Origin of the sequence: Pectobacterium aquaticum, assembly GCF_003382565.3 — a bacterium.
GTDB lineage: Bacteria > Pseudomonadota > Gammaproteobacteria > Enterobacterales > Enterobacteriaceae > Pectobacterium > Pectobacterium aquaticum.
This window is the reverse complement of the sequence record NZ_CP086253.1, coordinates 1,239,513-1,257,231: the sequence shown is the minus strand read 5'-3', so window position 1 is coordinate 1,257,231 and position 17,719 is coordinate 1,239,513. Positions and strand designations below refer to the sequence as shown.

Below are 17,719 nucleotides of genomic sequence, written 5' to 3'. Positions count from 1 at the left end.
TCGACAGAGCGCCTTTTTTATTTCATTTATCAATGATCGTTCATGCTGTGATAAATCTGAGTCTGACTGCGCCCCATGGCCTTAGCCTGGTACATGGCGGAATCAGCATTAATTGCCAACGTCAGAGAATCGGTACCGTGCTCTGGATACAGCGCAATACCGATACTGCATGATATATCCAGCGTTTTCCCATCGATCTCAAAAGGCTTGTTCAGTGCGTTATGGATTTTATCTGCAACATAAAGAGTATTGTCAATTTCCTTAATACCCTGAAGCAGAATAATAAATTCATCGCCGCTACGGCGATATACCGTATCAGAATCGCGTACCGCACCACGCATACGCGCCGCCGCCTCTTTTAATAGCAAATCGCCAACAGCATGCCCAAAAGAGTCGTTTATCTGTTTAAATTTATCGAGATCCAGGAACATCAGCGCGATTTTTCTACCCGTTTGTTTCGATAACAGAATCGCCTGTTCCATTTGCTCGGCAAACGTCAGACCATTAGCCAATGACGTTAATGAATCATAGTGCGCCAGTTGCCGATAGTGTTCCTCGCTGCGCCGCAGCATATCAATGGCATGATATCGCTCTATAGCGATCGCAATCAGCTGCGCCGACTTCTCGATAGAGAAAATTTCCTCTTCAGTCGGGACATACACTTTACGATGATAAACGCTTAAAACCCCTAATATTTCTTTGTTCTGACCAATGATAGGTTCAGACCAACACGAACGCAGCCCGGCATATAATGCGAGCCCTTTATATAAAGACCAATGTGGATGCACGGAAATATCGTCAGCAATCACACGTTTTCCGGTATAGGCTGCGGTCCCAAAAGAAGCCACGCCATCGGCAATTTTAACGTTGTGAATAGCATTTTTATAAAAGCCTGGCAGGCTCGGTGCTGATCCAAGCGTCAAACATTTCTTTTCTTTATCAACGAGCAGTACAGAACAAACGATACGACCTGGGTTTTTTTCTTCCACACTGAAAATGATCGCATCCAGAATATCCTTCAGCGGCGCGCCGCTTGATAACAAATCCAGCGCACGATTGTATGAATTATCATGATGTTCCTGCGATTTCCGCTCTGTAATATCTAACTTAATGCCGACGTATTGGGTCGTGTTACTCGCCTTATTATATATTTTAGCAATATTAGCCTTTTCCCAATACAACTGCCCATCTTTACGCCGGTTAACGAATTCACCGCTCCAAATATTACCTTTATTTATGGTAGCCCACAGATCTTCATAGACACTAGCGTTGGTCATGCCAGAGTTTAATATATTCGTTTTTTTGCCAATAACTTCATCGGGCATATAGCCAGACATGGTAATAAACTGACGATTGACGTAAATAATTTCACAATTTTCATCTGCAATCATAATTGAGGCAGGACTATATTCCATCGCAAAAAAAGCCATGTTAAGGAAATCTTGCTTTTTCTGATCAGTTTTAAAATTTTGTTTGATTTTTCTATTTTTTACAGAAGAAAACAATAACAACAGTAAAAGTAGGGTTATTATAATTTCATACACAATGACACTCTCCTCAGGCCCGAGTGGTCCTGATCGTACAAATCACAACGCTGATGACGAAAAATCCGGGTAACAAGCCCACACCCCATAGATTTTCAGGATGAGTGCATTTCCGGAGAGCAGAAAGGATGAAAGAAAAAACGCTCCATGAAGCAGGAGTGTTTAGAAACATAGCAACGTAAGCATAAAGCCCTCGCATATGACTGTGCGCAGATAAAAAACAACAAATTCAAAAGAGTATCTTAATTTAATAGTCGTAATTGTTCGGGTTATAAGCTTCTCTAATGGAATAAAAGAATAATCCTAAGGGTACATGGCGATATATTCTGAACATCAAATTTTTGTAAGCAAATCAATTATACCAATAAGTATCATTGTTTTAATCAACAAAATCTATCACAAAGTGATTTTTGATCGTTAACAGTAAACATTATATTTTTTTACCATTAAAAATCAAATAATTAAAAGAAAAAAATAAAATCATTAACGCAAGTGTCTGATTATATATGTCATAAATTGATGCAAAATTCACAGTGTTCCTCCCTGTTACTTCATCGAAATTAAACACCGCCATAACAAGTAAAACAAGAATTAAATAACAAAAATAAAACAAAATTCAGCATTATTACTTGAAAACAACAAGAGAAAGGAAATCTGTCAGATAGGATAAATTTTGTACAACAATGAAATATTAGGAAATATAATGAATTAACATGAAGAAGAAACATGGATGGGCATACAGCGGTACTCTAATGTAAAAAGTGATAGCCAAAACAACAGGTTATCACCTAAATTTCAAGTTTCAACGTTTCAAAATACTCAAACGGCTGAGGGCGAGAGAGGTAGTATCCTTGGGCAGCATGAGCATGTGATGCCTGAACAATCGCCCATTCTTCCTTTGTTTCGATTCCTTCAATGACGACATAATTGCAAAAACGCGATAGCAAAGCGATCAGCACAGGGAAAACGGTTTTCCCTTCACCACTTTGTTGCAGAAGAATGAAGAGCTCACGTGCTACTTTGATGCAATCATACTGGGCCAGCATGAGTGATGAAAAATTCGCCATTCCGCAGCCGAAATCATCCAGCCACAGTGTTTGCGCTTCAGGGAGCTTGGTTAAGATTTCTTTTGGCAGCCCTCCCTGATTTTCGACTATTTCAAAACGAATCCAGGGCATTGCCGCGATCAAACGTTTGGCTTCCAGACTATTCTGCAACGCCAGTAGCGTCATACCATCAATATTGACAGAGGCAAAAAGCTCGTCGCGAGTAAATCGAAAACTCCACTGAGATAAAAGTTGCAGTTGTTCTACAATAATTAACAGGCGAGTTTCAACATCGATATTCGCGAAGTATTTTTCAGGAGAGATGAACTTTTGCGGCAGGGTAGGAGAAAAAACGGAAGTCAGTAACTCAATAGCCATTAATTTACCTGATGTTCGGTAAATGGGCTGAAAAGTATACCGCCGCTGGCATTGATGCCAGTAATCAGCGCCTAATGGCTCTGTGTCTCCCTGTTGGAAAAATCCTGCCCCAACCTGATTAAGATGACCTTCCTGCTGCACTATGAGTTCCGCCATTAAACTGACACTATTAGTCATAAAATTATATCATACGGACATGCACCATCATCGACTCTCCAGATGCAAACTTAATCAGCAATACCGATTAAATCACTGTCCATGATATTACAAAAATAAGTGGTTCAATATCACAACTAAATTTATTTAAATTGTAAATCAATAAATTAAAAACCAAGAAACACAGTCGCACTGGCTGATTTATACAGTTTAAAGGATAGGTATAAAACCAATTTAACGAACAGATGGTAATTTTACCCTGTAACCTCACTATTTATACTGTCAATAAATTGCATGCTGAAGGCCTTCGAAAACACGCAAAACCCGCAGTAAACGGTCTCGGAAGAGAGGCACATTGAAGACAGGAGAAACCGATTTGCCAGTATATTCTCCACCAATGACAGTTACGCGTGTTTAAACGATCATCAGCGGGTATAATCTGCGCCCTGTTTGTAAGGTAGAAGAACATCATGGCGTTACTCATTACCCATAAATGCATCAACTGTGACATGTGTGAGCCCGAGTGTCCTAATCAGGCTATTTCCATGGGCGTGGACATTTATGAAATTGACACCACCCTCTGTACCGAGTGTGTTGGCCACTACGACACCCCTACGTGTCAGAAAGTCTGTCCGATCGACAACACGATCATCAAAGATCCAAACCATGTTGAAGGCAATGAGCAACTGTGGGAAAAATACGTTCTCATCCACCATGCCGACAGGATTTAAACAGCCGTTTACGGACGATCAGCTTTCGATAATCACCGTCGCACAGGCATAGCGTCTTTCATCCGCCAGCGTCACATGGACGTGTCTGACCCCCATCTGTTCAGCCAGCTCTGCCGCTTTAGCAAAAAACCGCAGGCAAGGTTTACCCAGTTCGTCATTAAAAACTTCAAACTGGTTGAACGCGAGCCCGTTACGGATTCCGGTACCAAAGGCTTTTGCTGCCGCTTCTTTCACGGCAAAGCGCTTGGCGAGGAAACGGACAGGCTGCTGATGCTGCTGATAATGCGCCCATTCAGCATCCGTCAGAATGCGGCGAGCCAATCGCTCGCCTGAACGTTCAATTACCGCGTCAATACGGGCGATCTCGACAATATCCGTCCCGAGCCCAAGAATTGCCATCAGCGACGTGCTTCTCGCATCAGACGCTTCATTTCGGCAACAGCATCCTTCAGACCGGACATCACTGCACGCCCGATAATTGCATGCCCAATATTCAATTCATGCATTTCTGGCAAGGCAGCAATCGGCAGAACGTTATGGTACGTAAGACCGTGGCCGGCATTAACTTTAAGCCCCTTCGCCGCCGCATAAGACGCCGCATCACGAATGCGCTCGAACTCATGTTGGCGTGCTTCGTCATCTGGCGCATCGGCATACGCCCCAGTATGGATTTCGATATAGGGTGCACCGCTGGCCACGGCGGCATCGATTTGCCGCTTATCCGCATCAATGAAGAGTGAAACCAAGATGTTAGCCTGGCTAAGTCTGGCTACCGCGTTATCGATTTTTTCCTGCTGCCCTGCGACATCTAGACCGCCTTCGGTCGTCACTTCCTGGCGTTTCTCCGGTACCAGACAGCAGAAATGTGGCTTCACCTCACAGGCAATGTTTAGCATTTCTTCCGTGACAGCCATTTCCAGATTCATGCGGGTTTGGAGCGTGTCTCTCAGGATTCGCACATCACGATCCGTGATATGGCGACGATCTTCGCGCAAATGCACGGTGATGCCATCCGCCCCCGCCTGCTCAGCGATAAAAGCAGCCTGAACGGGATCGGGATACGCCGTTCCACGCGCATTACGCAACGTTGCAATGTGATCGATGTTAACGCCAAGCAGTAATTCAGCCATGATAAATCCTCGGTAAAGTCATGCACGATACGTGGCAGTTTACACCGATGTCACAGCGTCAGGGTACTGAGGAGACGGGATTATTTATCAGGAGACGTGGGTTTGGACAAATTAGCAGCGGGAACGAACTGGCGGAATAGTTCACGACTTTTCAGCGGTTTCCCCCCTAGATACGGCTTTAACGCGATACGGGTGAAACGCTTTGCCGCCTTCAATGTGCCGACATCTGGAAATTCACGCGACGCCAGCGAACGTAACTCATTCCCGGTAAAGCTTTTATTATCAACAACCAGGCTGGCAATAAATCCCTTTTCCTCTCGATATTGATAAGTCATGGTATCTGCCACGGGTTCACCACTGCCAGCACAATGCAGAAAATCAACGCCGTATCCCAGATAGCCCAGTAACGCTAATTCAAAGCGTCTCAATGCCGGCTCGGGAGAGGCATCCTGTGCAGCAAGATGTTGTAAACAGTGGAGATAATCGAAGAAAAGAGCGGAGTAATTGGTTTCATGTTCCAGCACGCGAGATAGCAGTTCGTTAACGTATAAACCGCTATAAAGCATCGAACCAGTCAGTGGTAGCGCGAGCGAGACAGGCTCAGCGCTGCGCAATGTTTTCACTTCTCCCCGGCCACTCCAGCGCACCAGCAGCGGAGTGAAAGGCTGTAAGCAACCTTTCAAGCTAGAGCGTCGGGCTCGCGCGCCTTTGGCAAGCACGCGAACTCGACCATCGCTTTCACTAAACAGATCCAGCAATAAACTCGTTTCACTATAAGGTCGCCCATGTAAGACAAATGCGCGCTGCCAGCCTTCCATCGGCGTGAACCTTACAGATCTTCGCTATAACCCAAGCTGCGCAGGGCACGTTCGTCATCTGCCCAACCGGATTTCACTTTAACCCACAGCTCAAGGTGCACCTTGGCTTCGAACATCTCTTCCATATCCTGACGAGACTCGATACCAATGGTTTTAATTTTGGCACCTTTGTTGCCAATGACCATCTTCTTCTGGCCTTCACGCTCAACCAGAATCAGGCCGTTGATGTCATAACCGCCACGCTCGTTCGTCACGAAACGCTCAATTTCAACCGTTACAGAATACGGCAGCTCTTCACCCAGGAAACGCATCAGTTTTTCACGGATAATTTCCGATGCCATAAAACGCTGTGAGCGATCGGTGATGTAATCTTCCGGGAAGTGATGCGTTGCCTGCGGTAAGTGTTTACGCACAATGCTGGCAATCGTATCGACATTCGTCCCCTTCTCAGCCGAGATTGGAACAACATCAAGGAAGTCCATCTGTTGGCTGAGGAACTGAATATGCGGCAGCAGCTTAGTTTTATCCGTGACGTTATCGACTTTATTGATCGCCAATAACACTGGGAGTTTCTGATCGCGCAGCTTATTCAATACCATATCGTCGTCGTCGTTCCAGTGTGTACCTTCAACAACGAAAATGATCAGCTCAACGTCACCAATTGAACTGCTGGCGGCACGGTTCATCAGGCGATTAATCGCCCGTTTTTCTTCAATGTGCAATCCCGGCGTATCCACATAAATAGCCTGATAAGGCCCTTCAGTGTGAATACCCATGATGCGGTGCCGCGTCGTCTGGGGCTTACGTGACGTAATAGAAATCTTCTGCCCCAGTAATTGATTCAGTAACGTCGATTTACCGACGTTTGGTCGACCAACAATCGCGACAAAACCGCAGTGTGTCTGTACTTCGCTCATTCAAGCTCCAGTTTTTTCAACGCTTGTTCAGCCGCAGCCTGTTCGGCTTTACGACGGCTCGATCCTGTACCAATGACCGACTCACTAAAGCCGCTCACCTGACAGTGGATAGTAAACTCCTGATCGTGTGCTTCCCCACGAACCTGCACCACCAGATAGGTCGGCAGAGGTAAGTGACGCCCTTGCAGAAATTCCTGCAACCGCGTTTTCGGATCTTTTTGCTTATCGCCGGGACTGATTTCATCCAGACGCGTCTGATACCAGTTCAGGATCAAACGTTCGATGGTCTGAATGTCGCTGTCGAGGAAAATGCCGCCAATCAGCGCTTCGACCGTATCAGCCAGGATCGATTCACGACGGAAACCACCGCTCTTTAATTCACCGGGACCGAGGCGTAAGCACTCTCCCAGTTCGAATTCACGCGCGATTTCCGCCAGCGTGTTTCCTCGCACCAGCGTCGCTCGCATCCGACTCATGTCCCCTTCATCAACCTTGGGAAAACGATGATACAGCGCATTAGCGATCACAAAACTCAGGATGGAATCACCCAGGAACTCGAGTCTTTCATTATGTTTGCTGCTGGCGCTACGGTGCGTCAACGCCTGTAACAAAAGCTCGTACTGCTGAAAAGTATAGCCCAGCTTTCTTTGTAAACGATTTATCAGAATGGGATTCATGTGTTACCAATAGATCAACGATGCGTCAAAAACAGCAGCATACGGAACAGCCCTGCTTACTAATTCGGTCAAAACTGTTTCGTTTGCATTGGCTCCCATAGGGAGCCTGCCTTTTTGCCCGTCATACTTCGCGTTGCCTGTACGTTAGCATGGTTAAAACGCTAACGTGTTGTCATGCAACTCGTACTATTTAGGGCATGTTCTTTCAAAAAGAGCGTTACAGAAAATATTCTACATCGGACAGCATCAGAATGCTGCCTGTATCTTATTTCGGTTAATGCTTACTTTGGTTAATGGATGCCACCGATGCGACTCAAACGTACGCCGGTAGGCCATTCACCTTCCTGCTTCTCGAAGCTCATCCAGATAGCGGTAGCTTTGCCGACCAGATTTCTCTCTGGTACAAAGCCCCAATAGCGACTATCCAGACTGTTGTCGCGGTTATCACCCATCATGAAGTAGTGCCCGGCAGGGACAACCCATGTCGCAAGCTGCTGCTGCGATTGCTGGTAATAACCACCGAGCTGATCCTGCTGACCCGGCACCAACAGAATATTGTGCGTTACATTGCCTAATGACTCTTTGCGTGCGCCCATTCGGGTCCCTTCCACGCTGTTGTCATTAGCAGGCACCTCATAAAAACCGCTGCGCGATTCCAGTCCTGGTTGGTTGAAGGTCTGAACAAAATCGCTAGGCTGTACGTTACTGTATGTGACGGCGAGTGCCGTATCGCACGCCTGCTGCCCCTGACAGGATGGACGAATCGTCACCTGCTTGGTTATCGGGTTATAGCTAACGCGATCGCCCGGTACACCAACCACACGCTTGATGAAGTCTACTTTAGGATCGGACGGGTATTTAAATACCACCACGTCGCCACGCTTCGGGTGACCGGTTTCGATCAGCGTTTTTTGCGTGAAGGGTTCTTTAATGCCGTAGGCAAATTTCTCCACCAGAATAAAATCACCAATCAACAGCGTCGGCATCATCGAACCCGATGGAATTTGAAACGGCTCATAAATGAAGGAGCGCACAACCAATACCAAAGCCACTACAGGGAAGACGGATGCGATTGTTTCAATCCAGCCAGGTTGTTCAATAGCTTTCGATGAAACGGCACCATCAGCCAGATCGGCGCCGCTCATGGTGGCAAATTTCTTCCGGCGAGCGGGTGCCCAGAGGAAACGTTCTAAACACCAGACAATCCCCGTGACCAGCGTCACCAATGCCAGAATTACGGCAAACATATTGGCCATGCCAACTCCTCAGAATTTATTTACTGTCTTTGCCGACGTGCAGGATTGCCAGAAACGCCTCTTGCGGCAGTTCAACGTTACCGACCTGCTTCATACGTTTCTTACCGTCTTTCTGTTTCTGCAACAGTTTCTTCTTACGGCTGACGTCGCCACCATAACACTTGGCCAGTACGTTTTTACGCAATTGCTTAACCGTAGAACGCGCAATAATGTGGTTACCAATGGCGGCCTGAATCGCGATATCAAACTGCTGACGCGGAATCAGTTCTTTCATCTTTTCGACGAATTCACGGCCACGGTATTGTGAATTATCACGGTGAGTAATGAGGGCCAATGCATCGACACGCTCGTTGTTGATTAATACATCAACGCGCACCATGTCTGATGTCTGGAAACGTTTGAAGCCATAATCCAGCGAGGCATAACCACGAGAGGTTGATTTCAGGCGGTCAAAGAAATCGAGTACCACTTCGGCCATCGGAATTTCATACGTCAACGCAACCTGATTACCGTGGTACACCATGTTCGTCTGCACGCCGCGCTTTTCAATACAAAGCGTAATTACGTTGCCCAAATATTCCTGAGGCATCAGCATGTGACATTCGGCAATCGGTTCGCGCAGTTCCTGAATATTATTCAGCGGCGGCAGTTTAGACGGACTATCGACATAAATGGTTTCTTTAGCCGTCGTTTCTACTTCATACACTACCGTCGGTGCCGTGGTGATCAGTTCCAGATCGTACTCACGCTCCAGACGTTCCTGAATGATCTCCATGTGCAGCAGACCCAGGAATCCACAGCGGAAACCAAAGCCCAGCGCAGTGGAGCTTTCTGGTTCATAGAACAGGGAGGCATCATTGAGGCTCAGCTTGCCTAACGCATCACGGAATGCTTCATAGTCGTCGGAACTAATCGGGAACAGGCCAGCGTAGACCTGAGGTTTGACTTTCTTGAAGCCCGGCAACGCTTTTTCAGCTGGCTGACGCGCCAACGTCAGGGTATCCCCTACTGGCGCACCCAAAATATCTTTGATGGCGCACACCAACCAACCTACTTCGCCGCAGTTCAAGACATCACGGTCGATCTGCTTCGGTGTAAAAATACCGAGACGGTCAGCGTTATAAACCTGACCCGTACTCATCACCTTAATTTTATCGCCTTTGCGCATCGTGCCGTTTTTAATACGCACCAATGACACAACGCCTAAGTAGTTATCAAACCAAGAGTCGATAATCAGCGCCTGCAGCGGCGCATCAGGACTGCCTTCCGGCGGCGGAATATCACGCACCAGACGATCCAGAACATCCGGCACGCCAATCCCCGTTTTTGCAGAGCAGCGCACAGCGTCGGTGGCATCAATGCCGACGATGTCTTCAATTTCCTGAGCAACGCGATCTGGATCGGCAGCAGGTAGGTCGATCTTATTCAGAACCGGCACCACTTCCAGATTCATATCCAGCGCGGTATAGCAGTTAGCCAGCGTTTGCGCTTCAACACCCTGCCCCGCGTCAACGACAAGCAGCGCGCCTTCACAGGCGGCGAGCGAGCGGGAAACTTCATAAGAGAAGTCAACGTGTCCAGGCGTATCAATGAAGTTTAACTGGTAGGTTTGGCCGTCCTGCGCTTTATAATCCAGCGTGACGCTTTGCGCTTTAATCGTTATTCCGCGTTCGCGTTCCAGATCCATGGAATCCAGAACCTGCGCAGCCATTTCACGCTCGGTTAAACCGCCGCAAATCTGGATAATACGGTCAGATAACGTTGATTTACCGTGGTCGATATGGGCAATAATGGAGAAATTTCGTATATGCTTCATTATAAAAATTTTTCTACCTTGATATTCCTGAAATTCTTGCCGATGGGCATGCGCATAGGTGAAAACAGCAGCGATGTTATTCCACCTGAATCGCAGCATTCTACATGCGAGAAGCCTGAAAACCTAGTCATGTCCAGTGCATTCCCCTTGATTATGACGGTTTTATTTGGAATAGCAGAACAACAAGAGGAAAGCAGGAAGTAAAGTGTCATTACGTGGCAAATATCGTGTCGAAAGATAACAAGCGAGTAAGCAATGTTTCCGCGCCGCGCGCCGTTTACGCTGGGGTGAACAGGTCAATTTTGTAACAGAGTACCCGGCAGTGCGATTTGCAGGATAACGGGTTCATAACGTTTATTTTTACCTAGCTGCTTTGCCCAGCGCTTCACGCCGATAAACGCCACGCTACCGCCTAACAGCGCGCCAATAACCGCGGCCAGATCGGTGCCGAACAGCGTTTGGCATATCGCTGCCCCGAACAGCAATCCAAACAGCGGGACAATATAAACCAAAGCGGCGGAAAACAATAACCGTCCTTCAGAAATACCCAGCTCCACTTTTTGTCCAATTTCCAAAGGCCGATCGCAAGGAACGTACAGCGTGTTTTCGGCAGAGAGCCCAAGCTGACTTAATAAACCGGTTCCACACGACGAGCGGGATTTGCAGGTGCCACAGCCCGCACTGGGCTCACACCGCAGCTCCGCAATTCCATCCTGCCATGACACCACTGTCGCCCACTCTTTAATCACGGCTCCGCCTTCATACTAATGCTGTCAGCCACGCGCTTAGCCGTAGAAGGAGGAATATCGCCGACAACGGTAATCTCGCGGTTGTCTTTCATGACGGTGTGAATGGAGCGCCGCCCCGTGAGTACAGACTGCTCCTCACTCACGTCAGAAGACGGGCTAATATTAACCGAAAAACTGAATAAACCATCGCTATACAGACGTGTTTCAATAGGAATGGACGAACCTGGCAATACTTTTTTGTTGTGCGACTGTTCTTTCATGCCGGCAGGCAACCATTCAGGCACCCAGGTAAAATCACTTTTTTCCGCAGCAGGCGTGGGTAGCGCAGGAGGAAGTTTGATACCTTCCAGCGGACGCATCACGCTCACCAGATCATCGTCAACAATCAATGATGTCGTTAAGAATTGCTCCAACCGTTTGTCGCCATTGCGATCCTGTAAATCAATGCGCAGTGGAAGTTTGGAGTCCGCATCAATCCACACCGTGTAGCTGTAGCGTGTGCCATCGCGTGAGATGACCCGAATGCCTGATGCCAGACGATCGGCAATGCGTACCCGTCCATCAGCAGGAACAAAATCATAATAGGGCGATAGTTTCTGAAAATCAGCGAAGACCAGAGAAGGGAGAGAATCAACGATATGATCGCTGGTGAGCGTAAATGGCTCAAAACCAGGATCGAAATAGCTGATTTCATTGCCACGCTGCACAATCTCGCGTCTCGGACCATCCATAAACAGCAACTGCGCTAAGGCACGGTTGTTGACCACAGCATGACGATACCGTACCGACTCGAAACCTTGCAGGGTAATGTTAATAAAGGAAATTTCGTAATTCAGAGAACGAGTAGCGCTATTCATCTGTTGCAGCAACGCGCCCGGCTCAACATTCTGAGCCGGGGCGAAAGTAGAATAAAACAGACTGCCAATCAGAAAACAGGCGGCGGACCAAACACGCTTCATTACCGGGGCTGTGTTCCTAATGATTGAGTACCGGGAACCTGAATTGCCGCTTGCTGATCGTCCTGCGGCAGAGCGTGCTCGGCATGCAGCCGGCGCTGTAATTCGTAGTCCTGCAAAATGGCGTTAAGGCGATTGCGCTGCATATCGGATTTTTGTTGACCGCTGTTAGGGGCAACATTTTCTGACGGCACGCCCAGACTCACTGGAGAGGCGGTGCCCATAGCAGGTAAGGTACTGAACACGCCGGATTCCACAACATGTTCAGAAGCATTACCCTGCTGGTAATTTTGTACGCCGACAATCACCGCTAAAGATACGCAGGCTGCGACACCGACTTGCGTCAGTTGGCTGCCCCACGGGCGGATTTTGTGCCAGAAAGGCATCTTCGTCCACTCGACAGGCTGTGGCTGAGATTCAGGCTGCGCTTGTGGAACCAGACGAACAGGTTCTTTTTCGATTGCAGCAGCAACACGAGAAGCGATGTCCAGGTGAATCACGTTTTCACTCACGTCACCACGCATCACATCACGAATCAGATGATAACTTTGCCAACTTTGCTGCAACGCATCATCCCGTGACAGTGCGCCTAACAGTTCGGAATCTACTGCTTCGCCATCCATTAAAGCGGAAAGTTTCTCTTTCTGCATACCGACACCCTTACCTTGTCAAATCCATCATTAGTCATGCGGATAGCTGAAAACGCTCGCTAGCGCTGAATAAGCGGTTGTACTTTATTATCAATCGCTTCCCGCGCCCGGAAAATACGAGAACGAACAGTGCCGACGGGACAATCCATAATCACGGCGATCTCTTCGTAGCTTAAACCGTCCAACTCACGCAGCGTAATCGCTAAACGTAAATCTTCCGGTAAAGACTCGATAGTTCGGAAAACGATGCTTCGTAATTCTTCTGACAACATTAAATTCTCAGGGTTCGATATTTCTTTCAGTGCGCCCGCATTTTCATAGTTTTCCGCGTCATTAGCATCAATGTCGCTGGAAGGCGGACGGCGTCCCTGAGCAACCAAATAATTTTTGGCCGTATTCACTGCGATACGATATAGCCACGTATAGAACGCACTATCGCCGCGGAATGACTCTAGCGCGCGATAGGCTTTAATAAACGATTCCTGCACCACGTCTGGCACGTCCCCTTGGGAAACATACCGCGATACCAGGCTCGCTACCTTATGCTGATAACGAACGACCAACAAGTTAAACGATTTTTGATCGCCTTTTTGGACTCGCTCGACCAGAACCTGATCTGCCAGTTGCTCGCTCATCCGAGGTAATCTCTACTCAAACCGTTCTCCACACGTAAAATAGTACTGCCAGCTATATAAGTCATTTAGAGCAAGCTCCTCATTAGAACCAAGACATCCAATAAAGTTCCGAGTCATCATTTTTATTTTGCTTAGCGCCGTTACTCGTCTTTGCGATGCGTATCATGACGCATTCTCTTCATCACACATTGTCTTTATCAAAAATGGTCTTGATCTGAGGCTCCACGCCTCTCCGAGGATGATACGATAAATTTGGGGTATGCGCACGATTCAGCATTCCCTTCCCTTCGCTTATTTAGCGTGTAGATAGGGGGCTAAAAACCAATGCAGCAATCAACCATTGGGTGCTACCATCCGATTTCCTCTTCTTTTTGCACCCACGACACGACCATGCAAACGACCACTGAATACGTCTGTGATGTTTTAATCATTGGCAGCGGTGCTGCCGGGCTTTCGCTAGCTCTGCGTCTGGCTTCACAAGCCAACGTGACGGTATTAAGCAAAGGCCCACTCAACGAAGGCGCAACGTTTTATGCTCAGGGCGGCATCGCCGCGGTTTTCGATGAAACGGACACGATTGACTCCCATATCGAAGATACCCTGATCGCTGGCGATGGCCTGTGTGAAAGGGAAGCGGTTGAGTTTATCGCCAGCAATGCCAAACACTGCGTGCAATGGCTTATCGAACAAGGCGTGCTATTCGATACTGAAACCAGCACCAGCGGTGAAGAACGTTACCATCTCACGCGCGAAGGTGGGCACAGCCATCGTCGGATTCTGCACGCGGCGGATGCAACCGGAAAAGAAGTGGAAAACACGCTGGTGCAGAAAGCGCTATCTCATCCGAATATTCGGATTATGGAACGCTGTAACGCCGTCGATTTGATTACCTCGAATAAGCTGGGTCTGCCCGGCACACGCCGCATTGTCGGTGCTTACATATGGAATCGTGAACGGGAGCGCGTAGAATCCTGCCGAGCGAAAACGGTAGTTTTAGCGACCGGTGGCGCATCCAAAGTGTATCAATACACCACGAACCCCGATATTTCCTCTGGTGATGGCATCGCCATGGCCTGGCGCGCGGGTTGCCGCGTGGCAAATCTGGAGTTCAATCAGTTTCACCCGACCTGCCTGTTCCACCCGCAGGCGCGAAATTTCCTGCTAACGGAAGCGCTACGCGGTGAAGGCGCGTACCTTAAACGTCCTGACGGCACACGCTTTATGCCCGATTTCGATGCCAGAGGCGAATTGGCCCCGCGTGACGTGGTCGCCCGTGCGATTGACCATGAGATGAAACGGCTTGGCGCAGACTGCATGTATCTGGATATCAGCCACAAGCCCGAAGCATTCATCAAACAGCACTTCCCCACTATCGATGAAAAGCTACAGTCTCTCGGCATCGATCTGACGCGTGAACCGATACCTATCGTCCCCGCGGCACACTACACCTGCGGTGGCGTGCTGGTCGATCAGCACGGCCGTACCGATCTTGACGGCCTGTATGCGATTGGCGAAGTCAGCTATACCGGCTTGCATGGCGCAAACCGCATGGCATCCAATTCACTGCTGGAATGTCTGGTTTACGGCTGGTCAGCCGCTGAGGATATTTTGCAGCGCTTACCGCAAATCAAAGCGGTGAAAAAGCTACCAGATTGGGATGAAAGCCAGGTCGACAACTCCGACGAACAAGTGGTGATTCAGCATAACTGGCACGAGCTGCGTCTATTTATGTGGGATTATGTTGGGATCGTGCGGACGACTAAGCGACTGGAGCGGGCACAACGCCGCATCCAACTGCTTCAGCAGGAAATCAATGAATACTACGCCCACTTCCGCATTTCCAACAATTTGCTGGAACTGCGTAATCTGGTGCAGGTCGCCGAACTCATCGTCCGCTGTGCGCTAGAAAGAAAAGAAAGCCGCGGGCTACATTACACGCTGGACTACCCAGAGCAGTTCGACGCCCCAACGCCAACTATTCTGGTGCCGTAGTTCATAAAAAATAGTTCACTTAGCAAAGGCAGGCGCAGCAACAAGGCGTCTGCCATCTACATAAAGAGATAAAAATCTTTTGTCAGTTGCTGGAAATCCGTCGAATAACCCCTTTCTGCATCACGAATTACCAGTGAGGAACTCAAACATTCTCTTTCCTGACGAGACAGCGCCAGCAAAACGCGATGCGCTGGTTTCTCTTCCTGTTCCGATACGCGAAGCTGCTGGTGAACATACCAATGGTGCTGCTGCGCCAGCGGAATAAAAGACTCAGCAACCTGAACCGGTAGCACTACGCAGAAAAGACCTTCAGGCATTAGCAACTGATGCGCACAATGCAACAGCGCTTCATGAGTTAACAAGGTGGTATAGCGAGCCTGATCGCGCTGAGCCGATCCGCACGCGATCCCTGGCGGGAAATAAGGCGGGTTACTGATAATCAACGAATAATCGGCGGCTCGCGTCTCAGCAAAACCGACAATATCTTCAGCATACACCGTGATTCTGTCAGCCCATGGAGAGGCGGCAATGTTCTCCTGTGCCTGCTGGCTGGCGGCACTATCCAGCTCGACGGCATCAATCGGAACATGCGGTTCAGAACGTTGCGCCAGCATCAACGCGAGAAGACCGGAACCGCTACCGATATCCAAAATCCGAGTGGCTGAAGACACTGGCGTCCATGCTCCCAGCAAAATGCCGTCGGTCCCCACCTTCATGGCACAGCGATCGTGCGCCACAAAGAATTGCTTGAAGGTAAAACCATCCCGACGCAATGTCAGTTTATTATCAGCCTGATGACTCATGAAAATAAGATTCCAAACGCAAACCGCAGTAGCATAGGTGAAACATCAATGCAGGAAAAGTGCCGATGTCTGCTTAAACAGGTGAAGAAACCGGCCAATCCGTCTATAATCGGCGCCCCAAATAGAGGTAGACCATGACTGTAACCAATTTTTCCGAGCTCGATCTTGATGAAAGCCTGTTAGACGCCCTGCGCGACATGGGCTACGAGCGCCCAACCGTGATTCAAGCTGAGGCGATCCCTCCGGCGATGGAAGGCCGCGACGTCCTAGGCTCCGCGCCAACAGGAACAGGTAAAACCGCCGCCTATCTGCTGCCGGTTTTGCAGCATCTTATCGATTTCCCTCGTAAAAAATCGGGTCCACCTCGTATTCTGATCCTCACGCCAACCCGTGAACTCGCCATGCAGGTGGCCGATCAGGCGCGAGCGTTTGCTGCACATACGCACCTGGATATCGCCACGATCACCGGCGGCGTGGCCTACATGAACCACGCAGAAGTCTTCAGTGAAAATCAGGATATCGTCGTCGCGACGACGGGCCGTCTTCTGCAATACATTAAAGAAGAAAACTTCGATTGCCGCGCGGTAGAAACGCTGATTCTGGATGAAGCAGACAGAATGCTGGATATGGGCTTCGCTCAGGATATTGAACACATCGCTGGAGAAACCCGCTGGCGCAAGCAAACGATGCTGTTTTCTGCAACGCTGGAAGGGGACGCGATCAAAGATTTCGCCGAGCGCTTGCTCAACGAACCTGTTGAAATCGAATCCGATCCATCGCGTCGGGAACGTAAAAAAATTCTGCAATGGTATTACCGCGCCGACGATCTCAAACACAAAACGGCGCTGCTCTGCCACCAGTTAAAACAGCCGGACGTGACGCGTTCTATCGTTTTTGTACGCAAGCGTGAGCGCGTGCACGAGCTGGTTGCCTGGTTGCGTGAAGCGGGCATTAACTCCTGCTATCTTGAAGGCGAAATGGTGCAAGCTAAACGTAATGAGGCGATCAAACGTCTCAGCGACGGGCGTGTCAACGTGCTGGTAGCAACGGATATCGCAGCGCGTGGTATTGATATTAACGATGTCAGCCACGTATTTAACTTCGATTTGCCGCGCACATCGGACACCTATCTTCACCGTATCGGCCGCACCGGTCGCGCCGGTCGTAAAGGCTGTGCTATCTCTTTCGTCGAAGCGCACGACCATCTGCTGCTGGGAAAAATCAGTCGCTACTTGAATGAACCGCTAAAACCGCGCGTCATTGAAGAACTCCGCCCAGAGACGAAAGCGCCAAGCGCCAAAACGACGGGGAAACCGTCGAAAAAAGTACTGGCTAAGAGACAAGAGAAAAAAGAGAAGGAAAAAGAAAAAGTTAAGGTAAAAGTTCGTCATCGCGATGCTAAAAATATTGGTAAGCGTCGTCAACCAACGCAGAAAACCGACGAACCCTCTGCCGAATAAAACAG

Annotated in this window: 18 protein-coding genes; 4 read left to right on the top strand and 14 right to left on the bottom strand. The window is 48.7% G+C overall.

Annotated elements, in window-relative coordinates; translation table 11 throughout:
- Positions 1–29 precede the first annotated feature (29 nt).
- On the bottom strand, positions 30–1,544 hold the full coding sequence (locus tag DMB82_RS05925; protein WP_116163070.1) for a sensor domain-containing protein: 1,515 nt from the start codon (positions 1,542–1,544) through the stop codon (positions 30–32).
- A 788-nt stretch (positions 1,545–2,332) separates the two neighbouring features.
- On the bottom strand, positions 2,333–3,124 hold the full coding sequence (gene pdeH / locus DMB82_RS05920; RefSeq protein ID WP_145962351.1) for a cyclic-guanylate-specific phosphodiesterase: 792 nt from the start codon (positions 3,122–3,124) through the stop codon (positions 2,333–2,335).
- A gap of 470 nt (positions 3,125–3,594) precedes the next feature.
- Between pdeH and DMB82_RS05915 the strand changes: the two genes are divergently transcribed.
- Positions 3,595–3,855 carry a YfhL family 4Fe-4S dicluster ferredoxin gene (locus DMB82_RS05915; protein WP_102118553.1) on the top strand — a complete coding sequence of 87 codons (261 nt, stop codon included), beginning with the start codon at positions 3,595–3,597 and terminating at the stop codon, positions 3,853–3,855.
- An 18-nt stretch (positions 3,856–3,873) separates the two neighbouring features.
- Here DMB82_RS05915 and acpS read toward each other — a convergent pair whose 3' ends face one another.
- The 7 genes from acpS to lepA form a co-directional block, all read right to left on the bottom strand.
- Positions 3,874–4,254 carry a holo-ACP synthase gene (gene acpS / locus DMB82_RS05910; RefSeq protein WP_014916247.1) on the bottom strand — a complete coding sequence of 127 codons (381 nt, stop codon included), beginning with the start codon at positions 4,252–4,254 and terminating at the stop codon, positions 3,874–3,876.
- Entirely contained in the window at positions 4,254–4,985 is a 732-nt protein-coding gene (gene pdxJ, locus DMB82_RS05905; RefSeq protein WP_116163072.1) for a pyridoxine 5'-phosphate synthase, read from the bottom strand. Before pdxJ ends, acpS begins: the two co-directional genes overlap by 1 nt.
- A gap of 80 nt (positions 4,986–5,065) precedes the next feature.
- Positions 5,066–5,803 carry a DNA repair protein RecO gene (recO, locus tag DMB82_RS05900; protein ID WP_103971485.1) on the bottom strand — a complete coding sequence of 246 codons (738 nt, stop codon included), beginning with the start codon at positions 5,801–5,803 and terminating at the stop codon, positions 5,066–5,068.
- An 11-nt stretch (positions 5,804–5,814) separates the two neighbouring features.
- A complete protein-coding gene (gene era, locus DMB82_RS05895; protein ID WP_012822898.1) occupies positions 5,815–6,720 on the bottom strand; it encodes a GTPase Era in 906 nt (301 codons plus the stop codon).
- Entirely contained in the window at positions 6,717–7,397 is a 681-nt protein-coding gene (gene rnc, locus DMB82_RS05890; protein WP_010280465.1) for a ribonuclease III, read from the bottom strand. The genes era and rnc overlap by 4 nt, the downstream gene beginning before the upstream one ends.
- Before the next feature lie 290 nt (positions 7,398–7,687).
- Positions 7,688–8,653, bottom strand: coding sequence for a signal peptidase I (gene lepB, locus DMB82_RS05885; RefSeq protein WP_102118556.1), 966 nt, complete (start codon positions 8,651–8,653; stop codon positions 7,688–7,690).
- A 16-nt stretch (positions 8,654–8,669) separates the two neighbouring features.
- Entirely contained in the window at positions 8,670–10,469 is a 1,800-nt protein-coding gene (gene lepA / locus DMB82_RS05880) for a translation elongation factor 4 (RefSeq protein WP_102118557.1), read from the bottom strand.
- On the opposite strand from lepA, the gene DMB82_RS05875 reads away from it, so the two are divergent.
- Positions 10,461–10,673, top strand: coding sequence for a hypothetical protein (locus tag DMB82_RS05875; protein WP_116156221.1), 213 nt, complete (start codon positions 10,461–10,463; stop codon positions 10,671–10,673). The two genes, lepA and DMB82_RS05875, sit on opposite strands and share 9 nt — an antisense overlap.
- A gap of 92 nt (positions 10,674–10,765) precedes the next feature.
- Here the strand turns inward: DMB82_RS05875 and rseC are convergent, their stop codons facing one another.
- The 4 genes from rseC to rpoE are packed head-to-tail and all read right to left on the bottom strand — an operon-like array spanning position 10,766 to position 13,459.
- The gene (rseC, locus tag DMB82_RS05870) at positions 10,766–11,218 is read right to left on the bottom strand and encodes a SoxR-reducing system protein RseC (RefSeq protein WP_116163074.1); all 453 of its coding nucleotides are present in this window, start codon (positions 11,216–11,218) and stop codon (positions 10,766–10,768) included.
- Positions 11,215–12,177, bottom strand: coding sequence for a sigma-E factor regulatory protein RseB (gene rseB / locus DMB82_RS05865; RefSeq protein ID WP_116156219.1), 963 nt, complete (start codon positions 12,175–12,177; stop codon positions 11,215–11,217). Before rseB ends, rseC begins: the two co-directional genes overlap by 4 nt.
- The gene (rseA, locus tag DMB82_RS05860) at positions 12,177–12,824 is read right to left on the bottom strand and encodes an anti-sigma-E factor RseA (RefSeq protein WP_039486631.1); all 648 of its coding nucleotides are present in this window, start codon (positions 12,822–12,824) and stop codon (positions 12,177–12,179) included. Before rseA ends, rseB begins: the two co-directional genes overlap by 1 nt.
- Before the next feature lie 59 nt (positions 12,825–12,883).
- Positions 12,884–13,459 (bottom strand): RNA polymerase sigma factor RpoE, encoded by a 576-nt coding sequence (gene rpoE / locus DMB82_RS05855; RefSeq protein ID WP_102118560.1) that lies wholly within the window; start codon positions 13,457–13,459, stop codon positions 12,884–12,886.
- 390 nt (positions 13,460–13,849) lie between these two features.
- Between rpoE and nadB the strand changes: the two genes are divergently transcribed.
- The gene (gene nadB / locus DMB82_RS05850; RefSeq protein ID WP_039360787.1) at positions 13,850–15,451 is read left to right on the top strand and encodes an L-aspartate oxidase; all 1,602 of its coding nucleotides are present in this window, start codon (positions 13,850–13,852) and stop codon (positions 15,449–15,451) included.
- Between the two features lie 56 nt (positions 15,452–15,507).
- Here nadB and trmN read toward each other — a convergent pair whose 3' ends face one another.
- Complete coding sequence (gene trmN, locus DMB82_RS05845) at positions 15,508–16,254, bottom strand: tRNA(1)(Val) (adenine(37)-N(6))-methyltransferase TrmN (RefSeq protein ID WP_102118561.1); 747 nt, start codon at positions 16,252–16,254, stop codon at positions 15,508–15,510.
- Between the two features lie 134 nt (positions 16,255–16,388).
- On the opposite strand from trmN, the gene srmB reads away from it, so the two are divergent.
- A complete protein-coding gene (gene srmB, locus DMB82_RS05840; protein WP_116163076.1) occupies positions 16,389–17,714 on the top strand; it encodes an ATP-dependent RNA helicase SrmB in 1,326 nt (441 codons plus the stop codon).
- Positions 17,715–17,719: the final 5 nt, after the last annotated feature.

Excerpts from the sequence above, each read along its gene's own strand:
- pdeH (WP_145962351.1), bottom strand. The coding sequence starts at position 3,124 with ATGGCGGAACTCATAGTGCAGCAGGAAGGTCATCTTAATCAGGTTGGG.
- DMB82_RS05915 (WP_102118553.1), top strand. The coding sequence starts at position 3,595 with ATGGCGTTACTCATTACCCATAAATGCATCAACTGTGACATGTGTGAG.
- acpS (WP_014916247.1), bottom strand. The coding sequence starts at position 4,254 with ATGGCAATTCTTGGGCTCGGGACGGATATTGTCGAGATCGCCCGTATT.
- pdxJ (WP_116163072.1), bottom strand. The coding sequence starts at position 4,985 with ATGGCTGAATTACTGCTTGGCGTTAACATCGATCACATTGCAACGTTG.
- recO (WP_103971485.1), bottom strand. The coding sequence starts at position 5,803 with ATGGAAGGCTGGCAGCGCGCATTTGTCTTACATGGGCGACCTTATAGT.
- era (WP_012822898.1), bottom strand. The coding sequence starts at position 6,720 with ATGAGCGAAGTACAGACACACTGCGGTTTTGTCGCGATTGTTGGTCGA.
- rnc (WP_010280465.1), bottom strand. The coding sequence starts at position 7,397 with ATGAATCCCATTCTGATAAATCGTTTACAAAGAAAGCTGGGCTATACT.
- lepB (WP_102118556.1), bottom strand. The coding sequence starts at position 8,653 with ATGGCCAATATGTTTGCCGTAATTCTGGCATTGGTGACGCTGGTCACG.
- DMB82_RS05875 (WP_116156221.1), top strand. The coding sequence starts at position 10,461 with ATGCTTCATTATAAAAATTTTTCTACCTTGATATTCCTGAAATTCTTG.
- lepA (WP_102118557.1), bottom strand. The coding sequence starts at position 10,469 with ATGAAGCATATACGAAATTTCTCCATTATTGCCCATATCGACCACGGT.
- rseB (WP_116156219.1), bottom strand. The coding sequence starts at position 12,177 with ATGAAGCGTGTTTGGTCCGCCGCCTGTTTTCTGATTGGCAGTCTGTTT.
- rseA (WP_039486631.1), bottom strand. The coding sequence starts at position 12,824 with ATGCAGAAAGAGAAACTTTCCGCTTTAATGGATGGCGAAGCAGTAGAT.
- rpoE (WP_102118560.1), bottom strand. The coding sequence starts at position 13,459 with ATGAGCGAGCAACTGGCAGATCAGGTTCTGGTCGAGCGAGTCCAAAAA.
- nadB (WP_039360787.1), top strand. The coding sequence starts at position 13,850 with ATGCAAACGACCACTGAATACGTCTGTGATGTTTTAATCATTGGCAGC.
- trmN (WP_102118561.1), bottom strand. The coding sequence starts at position 16,254 with ATGAGTCATCAGGCTGATAATAAACTGACATTGCGTCGGGATGGTTTT.
- srmB (WP_116163076.1), top strand. The coding sequence starts at position 16,389 with ATGACTGTAACCAATTTTTCCGAGCTCGATCTTGATGAAAGCCTGTTA.